Raw genomic sequence first — 17,837 nt, 5'->3', positions numbered from 1 at the left:
CGATGCCGGCGGCGCCTGTTGCTTGAGGTGCCTGCCCTCGTCCGTCACCGGCGCACCCTCGCCGCCGGCCCGCGCGCGTAGCGGCAGGCAGGCCCGATCAGCCGTCGTGACCGGTCTCGACCTGCCTCGCGAGGCCTCCCAGAATCATGCGCAGGCCCAGTTCGAACCCCCGGTCGTCGAGTGCCGTCGGGGATGAGTCCACACGTGCGGCCGCTTCGAGGGAGTCGGCCAGCGCGGGGTACTCGGGCCGGTACTCGGCCGCCGGCCTGGTGAAGCCCGCCGTGTACGTCTCCAGGGCCGACCCGATCACCAGGAAGTCGAGTGCGGCGGCGGCCTCGGCGGCCAGTGCCGGGGTGCAGCCCGCGCGGATCAGGGTGGCGAGCAGGGTGTCGTACTCGCTGAGGGCGCCCTCGGTGCGCACACCGCGCCGGGCGACCAGCGCGATGGCGTTGGGGTGGCGCTGGAAGACTCGTCGGTAGCCGCGGGCGTAGGCGGCGATGCCCTCGGGCCAGGGTGCGTTGCGCAGCGGGGTGTGGTCGATCTCGGCGTCGAGCAGTTCGCTGACGGCGTCCAGGATGTCGTCCTTGGACCCGATGTGGTTGTACAGCGATGCGCCGCGCACGCCCAGCCGGTCGGCCAGTGCCCGCATCGTGAGCGCTTCGTAGCCGCGGTCGTCGATCAGCTCAAGTGCCGCGTGCGCTATGGCCGTCCTGCTCAGCAATGTCTGATGTGGCCGACCCACGGCATCTCTCGCTTCCCCTCGAATTCCTGGCATTGCAAGGTTACTCACCCGCAGGGGCTTCACAGAGTGGCCGGACAGCCTTACCTTCGCCGACTAACAAAGTTAGTTTTATTTCGAACGCCGAGGTCAGGTGCGCCATGCCCATGTCCATGCCCCCGCCCCCGCCCCCGTCCCCCACCGACAGCGCTGACGGCGATGCCGTCCGTCTTGAGTCGCTGGGGTACAAACAAGAACTCCGCCGCAGCCTGAACATCCTGGGAAACATCTCCATGGGCTTCGCCGTGGTCTCCCCGGTGGTCGCGCTGTACGCGGTCTCCATGATCGGCACGATGATCGCCGGACCCGCGTGGGTCTGGGCGCTCCCCGTGGTCCTGGCCGGCCAGTGCCTGGTGGTCAACGTCTACTCCGAGCTGACCTCGCAGTGGCCGCTGGCCGGCGGCCCCTACCAGTGGGGACGCCGGCTCATCGGGCCGTCGTTCGGCTGGCTGAGCGGCTGGGTGTGGCAGTTCGCCGTGATGTTCGGCAACACCACCGTCGCCTATCTGGCCGCTCCCTGGGTGTTCGCGCTCATCGGGGTGACGCCGTCGCCCGGCGCGATGGTCGTCGTCTCGATGGCGATCGTGCTGCTGTGCGCGCTGGTCAACGCGTACGGCATCAACTTCCTGAAGTGGTTCGTCTCGGCGGGCATCGCGGGTGAGGCGATCGCCTCGGTACTCGTCGGCCTGTCCCTGCTGCTGTTCTTCCGCAAGCACCCCTTCTCGATGTTCATGCACACCTTCGGCGCCGAATCGCTGTCCGGCGGCTCCGTACCGGTGGCCTTCCTGACCGTGCTGGCCATGGCGGGGTGGGCCTTCATCGGCTTCGACGCCTGTGTGTCGACCGCCGAGGAGACCAAGGACGCCGGCCGCCAGGTCCCGCGGGCCATGTGGTGGGCGCTGGTGTCCGTCGGCGCCGTGGTCATCCTCAACGCGGTGGCCGTCGCCGTCTCCTACCCCGATACGGCCACCGCCGTCGCGGGCAAGGACATCGACCCGGTCACCACGGCCGTCGTCACCTCGTTCGGCTCCTGGTCCGACAAGCCGTTCGTCGTGGTCGTCCTGGTCAGCTTCCTCGCCTGCGCCATGGCATCCCAGGGCGGTGCCGCCCGAGGTCTGTACTCGCTCGCCCGCGACGACGTGTTCCCCTTCTCCCGGCACGTCCGCAAGATCAACAAGCGCCAGGCACCCATCGGCGGTCTGATCGCCTCGACGATCGTCTCCGGTGTGGCGCTGCTGCTCGGCATGAACGCCACCGCGATCGGTTCGCTGATCGCCTTCGGCACCGCGGCCACCTTCGTGCCGTTCTTCCTGGTCGCCGCGGCCGCCCTGATCGCGCGGCTGCGCGGCACCTGGGTGCCCAACGGCCACATCCAGCAGGGCCGTAAGGGCACGGTGCTCAATGTCATCGCCGTGGCCTGGACCGGCTTCGAGGTCACCAACGTCTCCTGGCCGCGCGCGGTACTCGCGCCACCGGGAGCGCCCTGGTACCAGATCTGGGCCGCACCGCTCGGCGTCGTTGTCGTCCTGGGTGCCGGGGTCGCCTACCTGATGATCCGTCGGCCCCAGGACAAGATCCTGGCCGCCGACCCGGAAAGCGGCCGTCGAAGCGGCCCTGGAAGCGGCCTGGAAAGCGGCCCCGATAACGGCCCCCGAAACGGCCGCGATAGCGGCTCCCGAAACGGGCCTGAACGCACCGAGATCGCGGCCGAGCCCGAGTCCCGGAACGCCACGTGAGGAGCCCGCGATGACCGAACCCCGCGACGAGACCGCGATGACCGCACCCCGCGATGAGCCCCCTGTGACCGAACCCCGCGAGGAGATCACGATGACCGACCCCCGAGCGGCCCGAAGCCTGCGGCTCAGCAGGCGGGGCTTCATGACCGCCTCCGCGATGGCCGCCGCCACGGCCTCCTTCGCCGGGGCCGGCACCGGGCGTGCCCAGGCCGCCACCTACAACGGCACCCCGTACACCGTCCCCGGAGAGTGGGCGCCGCACGCCGGCTGCATCATGGCCTTCCCGTGGGACGCCGGCGACAACTGGGGTGACAAGCTCGAGGCGGTGCAGGGCGAGGTTGCCGATGTGGCCCGCGCCATCGCTCGGTTCGAGCCGGTCACCATGGTGGCCAACACCGGAATGGTCGACTTCGTACGACAGAAGGTCGGTCCGACCGTCAACGTCATCGAGTACCCGATCAACGACTGCTGGCCGCGCGACAACGGCCCGATCTTCGGCGTCGACCCCAGCGGGCGGAAGCTCCTCGGTCTCGATTTCCAGTTCAACGGCTGGGGCAACAAGTTCCCGCACGACAAGGACGACGATCTCCCGACAGGCGTCTGCGACTACCTGAAGGTGCCCCGGCTGCCCGTCGGCATGGTCTTCGAGGGCGGTGCGCTCCTCCAGGACGGCCAGGGCACGATCATCGGCACCGAGGAGTGTCTGCTCAACCCCAACCGCAACCCGAACATGACCAAGGCCCAGATCGAGGCCAAGCTGCTCGACGCCTACCAGGCGAGCACGATGGTCTGGCTGCCGTACGGGATGTACGGGGACACCGTCACCAACGGACACGTCGATCTGGTCGCCGCCTACGCCGGTCCGGCCCGCCTGCTGATCAATCTGCCGTCCGACACCAGTGACCCCAACTACGCGCGCCTGAGCGAGAACAAGAGCGTGCTGCAAGCCGCCACGGACGCCCGGGGCCGCACCTTCCAACTCACGGAGATGAATCAACTGCCCACGTTCACCGTGGGAACGGACGAGGTGATCACCTTCAGCTACACCAACTACTACCCCACGGCCACCGGAGTCGTGGTCCCCACGGCGGGCATCCCGGCATCCGACACCGCGGCGCTCGGCATCATCCAGTCCCTCTTCCCCACCAAGCAGATCGTCGGCGTCTCAGCCACGACGCTCGCCTGGGGCGGCGGTGGCGTCCACTGCATCACCCAGCAGATCCCCAAGACGGCCTGACGCGGCCGGTCTGCCCAACCGGCGCCGCACCCCGCCTTCCTCCTCCGCGCCTTCCCGTATGCGAGCGGAGCCCCGTATGCGAGCGGAGCGAGGGGGCGGGGTGGGGGCGGAGTCAGCCCAGCACGCCGGCCAGGGCGCGGGTGAGTACGGCGGCGAAGGGGTCGTGGGAGTTGCCTTCAGGCGGGGTGGCGGCGAGGAGGGCGGCGATGCGGGGGTGGCTGCCGCCGGCGGCCACGTGGTGCAGGTGCGCGAACTGGCGCTGGGTGCCGGGGTGCGCGCCGGCCAGTTCGTTCTGGACGAACAGCGCGGTCAGGGCGTTCAGCAGGGCGAAGGCCTCGAGCTTGCGGGCGGGGTGGGCCGGGTGATCGGCGAGTACGTCGAGTACGTGCTCGAGCAGGTCGATCGCGTGCGGGCCGAGGGTGGGGCGGGTGATGACCAGGGGCGGCAGCCAGGGGTGGCGTCGCATGATCTGCCGGGCCTGGTGGGCGATTTCGAGCAGATCGGCCTGCCAGTCGCCGCTCGGGGCGGGCATGTCGTATGCGGCCGCGGTGCTGTCGGCCATCAGGTCGAGCAGGTCGTCGCGGGTGGCTACGTAGCGGTAGAGCGAGGCGGCGCCGGTGCCGAGGACTGCGGCGACGCGGCGCATGGAGACGGCCTCCAGGCCCTCTCGGTCGGCCAGTTCCACCGCGGCAGCGGTGATCTCGGCGCGGCTGCGCTCGGCCGGACGTCCGACCGGCGCCTGCTCCGGCCGCATCCAGATCACCGGTTTTGATTCTCCTGCCATTGCTACCTCCCGCATGGCCGCCAGCCTAGCTTTCCTATACAGCTTTCGCATACGGTGTTCGCGAACACTGCTCGCGAAAGAGAGGAGCCGCGATGACGCGCTTCGCACACAACGGCGGGACCCGGATCGCCTTCGAGGACCTCGGAGGCACCGGCGGTGACCCGTTGCTGCTGGTCATGGGGCTGGGGGCCTCACGGTTTTGGTGGCCTGACGGGCTGGTCGACGAGTTGCTGCGCCGCGGCTTCCACGTCGCGGCCTACGACCAGCGCGACGCCGGCCAGTCCACCCACCTGCCCGAACACCGTGTTGGCCCGCCGATCAGAGCCCTGCTGCGCCGCGCGGCCCCGGCCTACAGCGCCGAAGATCTGACCGACGACGCCGTCGCCGTTCTCGACGCCCTCAACTGGGAACGAGCCCACCTCTTCGGCCACTCCATGGGCGGGCTCGTGGCGCAGCGCACCGCGATCCGCCACCCGAAGCGCGTGCGCACCCTCACCACTTCCTCAGCCGTGCCCAGTGACGCCACGGGCCTGAGCGTCCTGCGCTACCTGCGCCCGGCGCCGCTGGTCCGCTTCGCCCGACTGCGCTACCCCGAGACCCCGCAGGGCAACCTGGCCCTCGCCGTGGCCCTCGCCCGGATCCTGGCCGCGCCCCGCCAACACCTCGACGAGGACGACGTGCGCACGTTCGTGGACAAGGAGGCCGCGCACCACATCGCCGGCTTCCGCGACCAGAAGGCGCAGAGCCGCCAGATCGGCGCGAAATGGCACGGCGGCCCACTCGCCCGGATCACCGCGCCGACCCTGGTACTGCACGGCGAGGGCGACCCGCTGCTGCGCGTGGCGGCCGCGCGCGACATTGCCGATGCCATCCCCGGGGCCCGCTTGCGCACCCTGCCAGGCGTCGGCCACTTCCTCGCCCGGGACGACGTCTGGGCCACTTACGCCGACGAACTACGCGCGCTCGCCGACCGCGCCGATGAGCAACCACCCACCATTGGGCTCACACACGGGTAACCGGCGGCCCGTCCAACCAGCCGCTGTCGCATCGTCTCCGATTCCGATTCCGAATCCGATCCCGCCCGCCCTTGACCAACTCCGCGATCAGCCGGAGGCCGTTCCCGAGGCACTGCCCGGACTACCGGCCCGCTTGGCCGAAGTGGTACGGCGGCCGCTGGCCCGCATCGGTGGCACCGCGTTGGACCAGACCGTGGGCCGCTGGCCGGCCGATCGGCGTAGCGAGTCCGCGTATGCGCTGCGAGGGGTGGCGGCCGACGGCAAAACCCTCCGCGGCACGGCCAAGGCCCACCTGCGCGGTGACACCCCGTGCCTTGTGCCACCACTTCGCCTTGGCTGTGGCCGATTGCCGAAGATCAGTTGTGCCCGAACTTCCGCAGCTGCTTATGAGCGACGTGCTTCGAGAGCGGCTGCTCCGCCTCATGCGGGGTGGATGTCTTCGCCTGTCCCGTTGTCTCGACGGCGGCGCTGCGTTCATGGCCGCCGGTGCGGGCGCCGCGGTTCTGTCGGCTCTGTTTCTTGCCCACGATCGTGCCTCCTGGCGGATCTCGAACGATGGACCTGGACGGTTACCAGACTTGCATGCGGGCGCGAAGAGTGCATGTCGGGTAGGCGTATCCAGAAAACAGGCGGAGACCGGCGTGATGAGGGAAAGGGGATCATGTAGGAAGCGTGCCGGATTGGGCATACCGAGGGCGTGGGCATACCGAGGGCGATGGCTTTCAGGGACCAGGCTCGGGTTCAGTGAATCCTTGAAAGATTTCATCATCCGAGCGCGTGGCAATATCGGTGAAATAGGTTTCCCGTCGCACGCCGGTAATTATCATCGTCGGGGAAAATCTGGAAGAGCGGGGGTGTGGCTGCCCCAGTCCATCAACGGGAGAACCCTCAGCCTCTCGAATAGACGGAATTCGCACATCCGGCTGCCGCCCGGCTTCTCCCGGCTTCCTCCGGCATCATTCGACTTCCTCCCGATGTGCTGGCGATCATCGCCGGTGGACGGTGCCGGCACCCCCGTCAGCACTCTCACACGCCCGCACACGCCCGCACACGCCTGCACACGCCTGCAGGCGGCCGGACGGCTGGGGCCAAGCGCCGAGAAGGTGCCTGGCGAGTTGAGTTTGCGCACGCCCGTGACCTGCGCGAACGTCAACCTTTGACGAGCCGTCAGGGAAACCTTCCGGGATCTCGGGAAGCCGCGGTCGGGGCAGGTCGCCGCGGTCTCGAAGTCCCTTGTTCGGCATGGGCAGGAGGCGCGGTGGAGATCAGACGCCGGGCAAGGATGGAGCGCGACGCGACGTCGAGTGTGATCGTGATTTCGACGTTGTAGGTGTCGTTCATCGCGATGTCGAAGGCCAGGATGGCCTGTTGCCGTGCCACCCGGGTGCCCGAGTAGGGTCGGGAGCTGCGTGATGGCTGACGGCTGCACCCTGGCCTCCCGGCCCTTGTGAGGGCACATGCATACACGGCCTTCCCGGCCCCACCCGGGAAGGGTGCATGACATGCGCACGTACGGGAACCCTCCGTACGCGCCGGGCACCGAAATGCGGCTCCGACGTCTCACGGGCAGTACAGCGGACCCCCGGGTCCGTACCCCCCACACACAAAGAGTCGCGCGTGCGCGGCCGCAGATCAGGAGCACCAGTGCAGGGCATCCCCCACATAGCCAGCACACCGCACGACGGGCGATTGTCGTCCGTACCCCCTGCCCGCAGGGAGCAGCACACGCCGCAGCACACGGGGCGGGACATGACACAGCGCATGCCGCACCGGGTCGCGGCGCCTCGTGTGACCCCGGCGGCACGGCGTCCCCAGGCCGCCGCCCCCCAACTCCCCGTCTTCATCGACCAGTCGGGCTGGCGCAGGCGGACGCTGCAGGGCGTGGCGCTGGCCGTGGGCTGCGCCTGCCTCGGGTATCTGCTGTTCGTCGGCACGCTGATCGGCGGACTCCGGCAGTCCGTCGGCACGCACCCGCCGAGTATGAACGGAGGGGCGCCTTCCGGCCCGGACACCGGCAAGTCGCAGCACGGCCACGGCGCACCGGGCCGAGCCGACGCACACCGGCCGCCGGCCAGGGCCCACGCGGACCGCGACCACCGCCGCCCGCCGGCCGGCAGATCCGCCCCGTCGGCCGGAGGCCTGAAGCAGTGAGCCGGCACTCCGCTGTTCGCCGCCCACCGCGCGGACACTGGCTCGTCCTCGTGCTGGTCCTCATGGTGGTCGCCGTCACCCTCCTCTTCGAGGGCTGGACGACCCACCAGGTCGACGCCGCGCGCAACAAGCCGCCGTGCACCCGGCCGATCCCGCGCGAGGCGGACGACGGGAAGCCGCTGCTGCGGTTCGGCCCGAAGGGGGTCGCCACCGCGGCCATGCCGCCGGGGACCGTCGCGCTCACCTTCGACGGCGGGTTCGACCCGGTGTGGACGCCGCGCCTGCTCAACCTGCTGCGCAGGCACCACGCGCGGGCGACCTTCTTCGTCTACGGGAAGGACGCGGCCCAGCACCCGGAGCTGATGCGGCGGATCCTGCGCGAGGGGCACGAGATCGGCTCGTACACCTACAGCGGCGGCGACCTCGGTGTCGCCTCGCCGCTGCGCGCGCGGCTGGAGCTGTCGCTCACCCAGAGCGCTCTCGCGGGTGCGGCCGGCATCAACACCACCCTGCTGCGACTGCCGCACACCACGGCCGCGGACACGCTCTGCGGCGCCGAGTGGACGGCCGCGAAGCGCGCGGCGGCCCAGGGTTATCTGGTGGTCGCCTCGGACCACAAGGCCCGCAAGCCGTGGCGGGGGGTGGTGACGCAGCACAGCCAGACCGACCTGGGCTACCACGAGGCCGAGGATCTTCTGCAAGACCGCAGCGTGAAACGGTTCACCACCGTCAGCGGCGGGCTGGAACGCCTTTCCTTCCTCGACGAGGTCCCGGTCGCCCAGGAGATCAAGGGCGAGGGCCTGATCTGGTCGCAGCGGCTCGGGCACGCCTTCCTCACCGTGATGGTGTGGACGCTGACCCTCACGGGCGCGCTCGGCGTCCTGCGGATGCTCCTGTTCGCGCTGTTCGCCCGGCTCCACGTGCGCAGGCTGCACCGGTACCGGCCCGGCGCACCACGGCTGCGCGCGGTGCGGGACCCGGTGACGGTCCTGGTGCCCGCGTACAACGAGGAGGCCGGTATCGCCTCCACCGTGTACTCCCTGCTCGTTTCCACCCACCCGCACTTGCAGATCATCGTGATCGACGACGGCTCGACCGACGCCACCGCCGACATCGCCGAGGAGATCGACGACCCGCGGGTGACGGTGATCCGGCAGCCCAACGGCGGCAAGCCCAGCGCCCTCAACACCGGCCTGGCGCACGCCCGGTACGACATCGTCGTCATGGTCGACGCGGACACCATCTTCGAACCCGAGGCGCTGGCCCGGCTGATCCAGCCGCTCGCCCACCCGGCGGTCGGTGCGGTCAGCGGCAACACCAAGGTCGGCAACCGGCGCCGCCTGCTGGGCAAATGGCAGCACCTGGAGTACGTCCTCGGCTTCAACCTCGACCGGCGGATGTTCGAGGTCCTGGAGTGCATGCCGACGGTGCCGGGGGCGATCGGCGCCTTCCGCAGGGACGCGCTGATGGGCGTCGGCGGCGTCAGCGACGAGACCCTGGCCGAGGACACCGACCTCACGATGGCGCTCTGGCGGGCCGGCTGGCGCGTCGTCTACGAGGAGTCGGCGGTCGCCTGGACCGAAGTACCCAGCACCGTGCGGCAGTTGTGGCGCCAGCGCTACCGCTGGTGCTACGGCACCCTCCAGTCGATGTGGAAGCACCGTCACGCGGTGGCGGAGGTCGGCCCCGCCGGACGCTTCGGCCGTCGCGTGCTGCTCTACGTCACGCTGTTCCAGATCGTGCTGCCGCTGTGCGCACCGGTCGTGGACATGTTCGCCCTGTTCGGGGCGCTGTTCCGCGACCCGGTGGAGGCCGCCCTCGTCTGGTTCGGGTTCCTCGCCGTCCAGTTGGTCACCGCCGCGTACGCGCTGCGGCTCGACCGCGAACGGCTGCGCGTGCTGTGGGTGCTGCCGCTCCAGCAGTTCGTCTACCGGCAGTTGATGTACCTGGTGGTCATCCACTCCGTGATCACGGCGCTGCTCGGCACCCGCCTGAAGTGGCACAGCATGAAGCGCACCGGAACCGCCGACCCGTATCTGCTCGAAGCGCCGCCCGCAGAGACGTCCGGAGATCCGCTTGATGAGCCGCCCCCGCGGCGGAGCCTGTCGTCGCAGTGAGGGGACGCAGGGGACGGGAGGGGAACCGGCGAGCGGCCGCTCGAGTCGGACCTGGGACGTGACCAAGGGAGTTGACCATGACAGACCCGCTTGACCAGCGGGCCGGACGCACCACACCCACGGGGGAGCGGGGCTGGAACGGCGACGTCGGGAGCCGTCCGGTGCGCCGGGGGCCGGTGCGGGTGACGGGCGAGCTGTGGCGCTCGGAGCCGGGGGGCGGCCGGGGGCCGTACGTCGACCCGGAGCTGTACGCCGATCCGGATCCGTACGCCGGCCAAGGCCCGTACCCGGCCCCGGAAGGCGCCGCCGAGCGTGAGCGGTTCGCCGAACGCCCCAGCTCCCGCTACGGGCCCCGGCGCGCCCACGCCCGGCAGCCGAAGAAGCGCAGGAGGCTGCGGCGGGCGGTGCTCGTCCTGCTGGCCGTAGTGGCCGTCGCGGCGGGCGGCACGTACGGCTGGGCCGAGACCCGGCTCCAACGTGACGTCGACCTCGGCGCGTACGGGGACCGTCCGCCGCCCGGCGAGGGCACCAACTACCTCATCGTGGGCTCGGACAGCCGCGACGGGCTCTCCCCGGACGACGTGAAGGACCTGCACGCCGGCGGGGGCGGCGGGCGGCGCACCGACTCGATGATGCTGCTGCACACCGGGGCCCACGGAACCAGCATGGTCAGCCTGCCGCGCGACTCCTGGATCACCGTGCCCGGCCGCCTCGACACATCGACGGGAAAGACCAAGCGGCCCGAGGGAGACAAACTGAACGCCGCCTTCTCTTACGGCGGCCCCGAACTGCTGGTGCACACCGTCGAGAAGAACACCGGGCTGCGCATCGACCACTATGCGGAGATCGGCTTCGCCGGGTTCGTGAACATCGTCGATGCCATCGGCGGCGTTCGGATGTGCCTGGACCGGGACATCAAGGACAAGAAGTCGGGCGCCGACCTGCGCAAGGGCTGTCACACCCTGAACGGCAAGCAGGCGCTCGCCTTCGTCCGCCAGCGGCACCAGGAGAAGGAGGGCGACCTGGGCCGGTCGAGGAACCAGCAGAAGTTCCTGTCGACCCTCGCCCACCAGGCCGCCCGGCCCGACACCCTCTTCGACCCGCTGGAGATCGGTCCGGCCATGGAGGCCGGGCTCGACACGCTCATCGTCGACAAGGACATGAGCCTGCGCGATCTCAGCAGGATTTTCCGCGCCGTGCAGAGCGTCACGGGCGGCCACGGCAAGCAGATCAACGTGCCCGTGTCCGGCATCGGGATTCCCACGTCCAAGGGCAACGTACTGAAGTGGGACGCCAGGAGGTCGGCCCGCCTCTTCGACGACCTGCGGCACGACCGGCCGGTGACGGAGACGGGGAAGACGTCCCGGCACCGGGGCGGTGCCGTCAGCCGCGCGCCGTCGCGTGATGACCGCCCACAGCAGCAGAGAGAGCAGCAGGCCGAACGGTGACAGCAGGATCGTGAGGACCAGGAGCGGCCCGGCCCCCTCACCAGTGGGTGGGCGCCGGGCCGCCGAGCCTCGCGGCGTAGAGACGGCCGCGCCAGCAGCTAGCGGAATCCGTCGAGGTCCGGGCTGCCGACCGCGGCCCAGCGATCGGGGAAGACGGGAACGGCCCTGGCCCTGGCCAGATAGGCCGTCAGGGGGGAGAGGGACCGAGCCGGAGCAGCCCGCGGATCGCCGAGACAGACAGCGCACAGGTCGCCGTAGCGATGGTCATCGAGCGACGGCAGGTAGGAGTATGCCCCTCGGCGCGAGTGAGGCGTTCATGTGAGGCGACGATGGTCCCTGCGCGCCGAGTTCGCCCCCTGGTCGCCGTGTGCTGCTGGGCCACTGTCATTACGGTGCGTTGCGCAGCTTGAGAATGTATGTCGCGGTAAGCGCAACGGCACGGTCTCCGTCATGTGACAGATCCGCGAGGGCACGTGACGTCGTGGTCCCCGGGATATCCGCGAGCGCCTGTGTCAGCCGTCGACGTGCGGACGATTCAACGGCGCCGTGGGCGAGGCAGTCAAGGAGCCTGGTAGCGATCTGATCCGCCAAGGCGGGATCACTCGCCAGCGCGCTCAGTGCATCGGCTGCATCGGCGTCGTTCGTCTCCTCGACGATCATGTCGATGAGCGTCGGGACCGCGTCGGCTACTCCACGTGCCCCGAGGGCCAGAGCTGCATACCTGCGGACCACGATGTCGGAGTTCGTGAGGGCGTCCTGCAGCAGTGCGGTCGCCTCACTGTTCGGAATCTCGGCGATGGACTGGACGGCACGTTTCCGTACCTCGGCCACTGGCGAGCCAAGGCCCTCCGCCAGCAGCGCCAATCCGCCATCGCCCGATTGCGCCAGAGCCCATCGAAGGGCTCCGGCGACGTTCGGGTCCGTCTCGCTCAACGCTGCCTCGACCAGAGCTTCCACACCAGCGCGAGATACCCCGGCCGAAATCCTGGCGAACTCTGGGCACCTGACCTCGACCGATCCAAGATCCCCGACAGAGTCAAGGTCAGAGCCTGTTGGTCGGGACAGTGGGAAGGAGCCGTCCAGACACGACGCAGTAACCGTCAAGACTGTTCTGCGAGGAAGGCCACCACAGCGTCCAGGAACTCCGCCTGCCCTTCGACGTTCGCCATGTGCACCGTGGGCAGGACGGTGAACCGCGCGCCGGGGACGGTCGCGGCGAGCTCCTTCCCGTGGTCGGCGGACGTGACGGTGTCGTGCTCGCCCGCGATGACCAGTGTCGGGTTGTGGATGAGCGTGGCCGTGCGGCGCAGGTCGTAGTCGCGCACCGCAGCCCAGCTCCCGGCCACGCCCTCGCGCTGCGTGGCGAGCAGGGTGCGGCGGAAGCCCTCGACAACCTCGTCGTCGCCTTGCAGCATGCGGGCCGGGAACCAGTTGTGCAGGAACCTCTCCGCGGTGACCTGCATGTCGGAGGCTTCCAGCAGTTCGGCGATCGGTCGATCCCACTGATTCGCCGGGCCGAGGTACGCGGCGGTGTTGGAGAGCACCAGGCGGTCAACGCGCTCCGGAACGTGGATCCCCAACCACTGCGCGACGATTCCGCCCAGAGACAGGCCCAGCACGTGCACCCGCTGCAGGCCCAGGGCATCCAGCAGTTCCACCACGTCGCGCCCCAGTCGGTCCAGGGAATACGGGCCGCTCGGGACATCGGAAGCGCCGTGGCCGCGCGCGTCGTAGCGCAGCAGCCGGAAGTGCTCGGTCAGAGCCGACACCTGGCCATCCCACATGTGGAGGTCGGTGCCGATGGAGTTCGAGAGCAGCAGCACCGGCTTGTTCTCGTCACCGTCGAAGCGGTAGACGATGCGGACGCCATCGCCGGTGGTGATGGCAGTACGGGTCTGAGAAGTCATGTCAGCTCCAGTGATCTAGCGGGTATGCGCTCAGCCTATGAACGCCACCTGCAGAGTTCTATTACAAAGATCGAACGAGCCCTGTAGGTTCGCTGGACAATGTCAAACTTCACGCTCCACGAGTTGCAGTGCTTCAACGCCGTTGTGCTCGACGGCGGCTTCCAGGCCGCCGCCGAGCGGCTGCACCGCTCGCACCCTTCTGTGTTCGCAGCAGTCGCCAAGCTGGAGCGCCAGCTGGGCCTGGACCTGCTGGATCGCTCGGGCTATCGGGTTCAGCTCACCGAGGCGGGGCACGCCTTCCACCGCAAGGTGCGCTTCCTGCTGCACGAGGCCGAGGAGCTGCAGACCTACGCCGCGCAGTTGGCGATGGGCGAAGAGGCCGAACTGCGAGTGGTGCTAGGGGACCTGTGTCCACTCCCACCGGTGTTGGAGATGCTCAGCCGCTTCTTCGCGCAGTGCCCGCAGACACGACTGCACCTGCAGTTCGAGACGGTCACCGGCCCCTGGGAGCGGCTGCTGGAGGACGAAGCCGACCTCATCGTGCACCGCGTCCCCAAAAGCGACGTGCGGATGGAGTGGATCGATCTCGGCCGCGTCGCGCTGGTGCCCGTCGTGGCGCCCGGTTTCCTGCCCTTCCCTCCGGACACCGACATCACACCGCAGCGGATGCATGCCTTCACCCAATGCATGGTCCGGGATTCGGCGCGGCATCCGTCGGAGCAAGGCCATTTCCTGGTCGAAGGCGCGCCCCGGAGCTCCGTTCCGGACCACCTCATGAAGAAGGAACTGATCTTGCACGGCATGGCGTGGGGACACGTGCCGCGGTTCATGATCGAGACCGAGTTGCGTGACGGACGCCTGCTTTCCATCGCCGGACGGCACTTTCCCGGTGTGGTCGAGGAACTCTCGGCAGCTCGCCGGCGCGACCGGCCGCACGGGCCGGTCGCTGACCAGCTGTGGGACTTCTTGGCCCGCCATGCACCGGTCCTACGGCCGACGCTAGGCCATGTGCCCAAGGCGAAGAAAGCACCGGAACACTACAGGTGACATCGCCACGATCGCCATTGGGGTGTACCAAGGCCGCTTCTATGCATCGTCAAGTGGGTTGGAGACGTTCACTGTTCGGAAGAGTTCGCGGGTGAGGTAGCGCTTGAGGGTTCGGCGGATTTCGCGGTCGGTGCGTCCTTCGGCTCGTCGCCGGGCGATGTAATCGTGTGTTCGTAGGCAGAGGCGCCATCGTGTGAGGACGATGTCGTGAACAGCGTGTTGAGTTGCCGATCGCCGCCGGTCGAGTCTGTGGCGGGTGGTCCGGCCGCTGCTGGCAGGCAGCGGGCTGACGCCGGTGAGGGCGGCGAAGGCTGCTTCGTTGCGGCACCGCCCGGCGTAGGGACCAGGACACGATCGTTGCTGTCGCGGCGGTGTTGCCCAGGGGGGCCGGTCGGCTGTAGCGGCGCCCCCAGTCCTCATCGACCAGCTCGTCCAGCAGGCGAGGGGAGGTGCTGGCGACTTCTTCCAGTGCGGCGCGGACAGCCTCGGTGATCAGCTCCAGGCGGGTCAGGTCACGCACCGCGGCCAGGACGTGGGTGGAGTCGGTGCGCTGGGTGGTGCGCTCGTGCACCAGGCCGGCCTCCTTGAGGCGGGCCGGCGCGAGGTCGAGGAGGCGGTCAGCACGGTCGCCTTTGGCGAGACGATCGCGGAAATCGGCCGGCACGCTGTGGTGGAACCCGGGGTCATCCAGCTCCATGGCCATCGCGTATGTGAAGTCGATGCGGCGGCGGACCGCCTCGGCGGCCTGCCTGTCCGACAAGCCGAGCAGGAACTGCAGCACACAGACGGTAGCCAGTTGAGCAGGCGAGAGACCTGGACGCCCGTCACGCGAGTACCAGTCGGCGAAGTCCTCGTCGTGCCACAGCCCGCCCAGCCGGTCCCTCACCCATATCGCCGTCGTACCGCCCGGGTTGCTCGCCCGCGCGACCTGCGCAGTCAGAGGCGGCACTTGCTCACCGGAACGTGGGCGGAGGGACAACGGGCGCCTCGACAGCTGCATCGGGCATCGGAACTACCCGAGCATGCCCGTTGACCATGCTGCCGCACCGCGAAACTCCAAGATCCCCGACAGAGTCAAGCTAAGGCCGCTCCTCGTCGGGGGGCGTCTGCGCGGCCGGGAAGAAGATGCGGCTGAGTAGGTAGGGTGCGCGGCCCGGCGCCGGCTGGTTGGCGAGTAGGGGGCCCAGGGCCGTGAGCAACTTGTGGTTCATCTCGGCGAGTTCTTCCTCGCTGAGCCAGAGCGTGCCCTGGCGGTAGGCGACCGCGTCGCTGACCGGGTCGGCGCCGGGGCGGTCGAGGTAGGCGTTGAACTCTGCGAACAGCACACCCATGGCGGCGGCGAAGGCCCGGCGGTGGTCGTCCAGTGACATCGCGGCGGCCGCGTCGGCGTCGATGACGGGGCGGTCCTGGCGTAGCCGATACCGGCGTTCCACCACGTTGCGCACGCGGCGCTCCTCGGCCACTTCGAGGAAGCCGGCCTCCGTCAGCAGGGCGACGTGCCGGTACATGGTCACCTTCGGGACCTCGGGCATGCGCTCGCACAGCTGAGAGGTGGACAGCACCCGACCGCTGGAGAGCGCGTGCACCACGCGCAGGCGCACCGGATGGAGAAGTACTTCGGTGGTGTCCATGGCTCTACTGTTTCATAAGCGATACCGTTATCGAAGTTGGAAATATGACTGTGGAGGGGACCATGCGTCAGGCAGCGGGGCGGGCAGTGCAGGTGAACGGCCGGTCCGTCTACGTCGAGGAGTCCGGCAACGGGCCGGACTGGGTGGTGTTCGAAGCGGGGCAGGGGCTCGGGCGCACGTGCTGGGACGCGGTGCTGCCGCCGCTGGCGGACCGGGCGCACCTGGTGGCCTACGACCGCGTCGGCTTCGGCCGCAGTGGCCGGACGACGGTCCAGCTGGGCATCGACGACATGGCTGCCGACCTGGTCGCCATGGTCGAGGCGGTCGTCCCCGGCCGGTTCGTGCTCGTCGCGCACAGCATGGGCGGACTGGTCGCGCGCCGCGCCGTGGAGAGCCTGGGGCCGCGGCTGCAGGGGCTGCTGCTGCTCGACCCGACACCGGAGACTGCGCCCGCCTACGACACGTTCGACCAGACCGCCGCGAAGGTCGACCGCGTACTGAGCGTGTCGCAGGCGCTGGTCCGGTCCCGCCCCCTGGCCCGCATGACCAGCGGGAACATCCGCCGCATCTTCCCCGCGGACACCTACGCGGCCATGCTCGCCGAGGACTTCGTCCCGACCGGCATCGCGCAGACGAGGAAGGAGTTCAAGGCCGTGGCTGCGGCCATCCCCCAGTTCCGCGCCGAGCCGCCCACCCTTCCGACGTGCCCGACGGTCCTCCTCTCGGCATCCCGCCCTGCGAGGGGCCGGAAACAGCAGCACACCGTCCTCGCCGATCATCAGCAACGTTGGGCCGAGACGCTGCCGGACGGCCGATTCGAGGAGGTCGACTCCGGTCACTTCATCCAGGCCGAGCAGCCGGGGATCGTCGCGGACCGGGTCGGACGCCTCCTGGACCGGACGCCGGACCGGAGCGCCCGATCGGCCTGACAGCCTTGCGCCCCCACACACAGCGGCGCTCAGTCGGCATCCACGAGGCCGACCGGCCTTCTCATCCATGCCCCTTCCATCGCACAGATCAACGAGGTGAGCCTCGTCCGTCGCTCTTGGGCCGACTACTGCTGGATTCATCGCCCTGCCCGTCGCCCGTAGGCGCGCCCGTATAGTGAGATTGCTTTCTTGCAATGCGGGATGGTGCGAGATTGACTCAGGTGGTGGCGCAAGTCCGGAGCGATCTTCGCTCCCCAACACGGTGGAGAATCCATGGATTTGGGGATTTACGGCAGGGTCTTCCTGATCACCGGCGGGACCAAGGGGCTGGGGCTGGCCGCCGCCCGAGCCCTGGTCTGCGAAGGTGCTCGGGTGGTGATCTCCTCACGCAGCCAGGACGCAGTGGATGAGGCTGTGGTGACGTTGGGCGGCCCGGAACACGCCTTGGGAATAGCCGCCGACAATGCCGACGCGCAGGCTGCCGACCAGTTGGTGGCCAGTGCCCTCGAACGGTTCGGGCGCCTGGACGGCGTGCTGATCAGCGTAGGCGGGCCGCCCACTGGCCCGATTACCACGATCACCGATGAGCAATGGCGGGACTCCTTCGAGTCGGTCTTCCTCGGCGCACTGCGCTTCGCCCGCACCGCCGCACCGGTACTCCCGCCCGGCGGATCGATCGGCTTCGTGCTGTCTTTGTCCGTGAAATCCCCCTGGCCGAACATGAGCGTGTCCAACGGCCTGCGCCCAGGGCTCGCCATGGCTGCCAAGACACTGGCTGATGAGCTGGGGCCACGTGGTATCAGAGTCAACGGCTTCGTCGTCGGCTCAATAGCAACCGACCGCCTCAAGAGCCTGGAGCAGGCCAACAACGATCCGGAGCGGGCGCGCGCCGAACGAACAGCCGAGATCCCACTGCGACGCTACGGCACGCCTGAGGAGTTCGGCCGCATGGCCGCCGTCATCCTGTCGCCGACAGCGTCCTACATCACTGGCACCATGATCCACATCGATGGCGGCGCCCTACGCACCCTGTGACGTCACTACGCGATATCTGTG

At 69.2% G+C, this 17,837-nt stretch carries 15 protein-coding genes and 2 pseudogenes; 9 read left to right on the top strand and 8 right to left on the bottom strand.

Features of this window, described 5'->3' with window-relative positions; translation table 11 throughout:
* Nucleotides 1-97: 97 nt before the first annotated feature.
* Entirely contained in the window at nucleotides 98-721 is a 624-nt protein-coding gene (locus tag ACZ4S3_RS20240) for a TetR/AcrR family transcriptional regulator (protein ID WP_467936024.1), read from the bottom strand.
* A 164-nt stretch (nucleotides 722-885) separates the two neighbouring features.
* Between ACZ4S3_RS20240 and ACZ4S3_RS20235 the strand changes: the two genes are divergently transcribed.
* Both ACZ4S3_RS20235 and ACZ4S3_RS20230 read left to right on the top strand, forming a co-directional pair.
* Nucleotides 886-2,514 carry an APC family permease gene (locus ACZ4S3_RS20235; RefSeq protein WP_467936022.1) on the top strand — a complete coding sequence of 543 codons (1,629 nt, stop codon included), beginning with the start codon at nucleotides 886-888 and terminating at the stop codon, nucleotides 2,512-2,514.
* Nucleotides 2,515-2,524: 10 nt separating this feature from the next.
* Nucleotides 2,525-3,751 carry an agmatine deiminase family protein gene (locus tag ACZ4S3_RS20230; RefSeq protein WP_467936020.1) on the top strand — a complete coding sequence of 409 codons (1,227 nt, stop codon included), beginning with the start codon at nucleotides 2,525-2,527 and terminating at the stop codon, nucleotides 3,749-3,751.
* A 112-nt stretch (nucleotides 3,752-3,863) separates the two neighbouring features.
* Here ACZ4S3_RS20230 and ACZ4S3_RS20225 read toward each other — a convergent pair whose 3' ends face one another.
* Nucleotides 3,864-4,535, bottom strand: a complete 672-nt coding sequence (locus ACZ4S3_RS20225; RefSeq protein ID WP_467936018.1) for a TetR/AcrR family transcriptional regulator — start codon at nucleotides 4,533-4,535, stop codon at nucleotides 3,864-3,866.
* A gap of 92 nt (nucleotides 4,536-4,627) precedes the next feature.
* Here ACZ4S3_RS20225 and ACZ4S3_RS20220 point away from each other — a divergent pair, with 92 nt between their 5' ends.
* Nucleotides 4,628-5,551 (top strand): alpha/beta fold hydrolase, encoded by a 924-nt coding sequence (locus ACZ4S3_RS20220; protein WP_467936016.1) that lies wholly within the window; start codon nucleotides 4,628-4,630, stop codon nucleotides 5,549-5,551.
* A gap of 356 nt (nucleotides 5,552-5,907) precedes the next feature.
* Here the strand turns inward: ACZ4S3_RS20220 and ACZ4S3_RS20215 are convergent, their stop codons facing one another.
* On the bottom strand, nucleotides 5,908-6,078 hold the full coding sequence (locus ACZ4S3_RS20215; RefSeq protein WP_467936014.1) for a hypothetical protein: 171 nt from the start codon (nucleotides 6,076-6,078) through the stop codon (nucleotides 5,908-5,910).
* 1,222 nt (nucleotides 6,079-7,300) lie between these two features.
* On the opposite strand from ACZ4S3_RS20215, the gene ACZ4S3_RS20210 reads away from it, so the two are divergent.
* From ACZ4S3_RS20210 to ACZ4S3_RS20200, 3 genes are all read left to right on the top strand, one after another.
* Complete coding sequence (locus tag ACZ4S3_RS20210) at nucleotides 7,301-7,702, top strand: hypothetical protein (RefSeq protein WP_467936012.1); 402 nt, start codon at nucleotides 7,301-7,303, stop codon at nucleotides 7,700-7,702.
* On the top strand, nucleotides 7,699-9,819 hold the full coding sequence (locus ACZ4S3_RS20205; RefSeq protein WP_467936010.1) for a bifunctional polysaccharide deacetylase/glycosyltransferase family 2 protein: 2,121 nt from the start codon (nucleotides 7,699-7,701) through the stop codon (nucleotides 9,817-9,819). Before ACZ4S3_RS20210 ends, ACZ4S3_RS20205 begins: the two co-directional genes overlap by 4 nt.
* 77 nt (nucleotides 9,820-9,896) lie before the next feature.
* Nucleotides 9,897-11,267: an LCP family protein gene (locus ACZ4S3_RS20200; RefSeq protein ID WP_467936008.1), complete on the top strand. Its 1,371-nt coding sequence runs from the start codon at nucleotides 9,897-9,899 to the stop codon at nucleotides 11,265-11,267.
* A gap of 387 nt (nucleotides 11,268-11,654) precedes the next feature.
* Here ACZ4S3_RS20200 and ACZ4S3_RS20195 read toward each other — a convergent pair.
* Nucleotides 11,655-12,224: pseudogene (locus tag ACZ4S3_RS20195) on the bottom strand (HEAT repeat domain-containing protein); the annotation flags it as partial.
* A 143-nt stretch (nucleotides 12,225-12,367) separates the two neighbouring features.
* Nucleotides 12,368-13,174 carry a 3-oxoadipate enol-lactonase gene (pcaD, locus tag ACZ4S3_RS20190; protein WP_467936006.1) on the bottom strand — a complete coding sequence of 269 codons (807 nt, stop codon included), beginning with the start codon at nucleotides 13,172-13,174 and terminating at the stop codon, nucleotides 12,368-12,370.
* 123 nt (nucleotides 13,175-13,297) lie between these two features.
* On the opposite strand from pcaD, the gene ACZ4S3_RS20185 reads away from it, so the two are divergent.
* Nucleotides 13,298-14,221 carry a LysR family transcriptional regulator gene (locus ACZ4S3_RS20185; RefSeq protein ID WP_467936004.1) on the top strand — a complete coding sequence of 308 codons (924 nt, stop codon included), beginning with the start codon at nucleotides 13,298-13,300 and terminating at the stop codon, nucleotides 14,219-14,221.
* Nucleotides 14,222-14,260: 39 nt separating this feature from the next.
* On the opposite strand, the gene ACZ4S3_RS20180 is transcribed toward ACZ4S3_RS20185, so the two are convergent.
* From ACZ4S3_RS20180 to ACZ4S3_RS20170, 3 genes and pseudogenes are all read right to left on the bottom strand, one after another.
* A complete protein-coding gene (locus tag ACZ4S3_RS20180; protein ID WP_467936463.1) occupies nucleotides 14,261-14,641 on the bottom strand; it encodes a transposase in 381 nt (126 codons plus the stop codon).
* A gap of 280 nt (nucleotides 14,642-14,921) precedes the next feature.
* A pseudogene (locus ACZ4S3_RS20175) lies at nucleotides 14,922-15,221 on the bottom strand (transposase); the annotation flags it as partial.
* 79 nt (nucleotides 15,222-15,300) lie between these two features.
* Nucleotides 15,301-15,852 (bottom strand): helix-turn-helix domain-containing protein, encoded by a 552-nt coding sequence (locus ACZ4S3_RS20170; protein WP_467936003.1) that lies wholly within the window; start codon nucleotides 15,850-15,852, stop codon nucleotides 15,301-15,303.
* Between the two features lie 62 nt (nucleotides 15,853-15,914).
* Between ACZ4S3_RS20170 and ACZ4S3_RS20165 the strand changes: the two genes are divergently transcribed.
* Entirely contained in the window at nucleotides 15,915-16,781 is an 867-nt protein-coding gene (locus ACZ4S3_RS20165) for an alpha/beta fold hydrolase (RefSeq protein ID WP_467936001.1), read from the top strand.
* 273 nt (nucleotides 16,782-17,054) lie between these two features.
* Nucleotides 17,055-17,816, top strand: coding sequence for an SDR family oxidoreductase (locus ACZ4S3_RS20160; protein WP_467935999.1), 762 nt, complete (start codon nucleotides 17,055-17,057; stop codon nucleotides 17,814-17,816).
* Nucleotides 17,817-17,837 lie beyond the last annotated feature (21 nt).

The organism is Streptomyces sp. NPDC028368 (genome assembly GCF_055565615.1).
The sequence above is the reverse complement of the archived record's forward strand: the minus strand, read 5'-3'. Positions and strand labels throughout refer to the sequence as shown.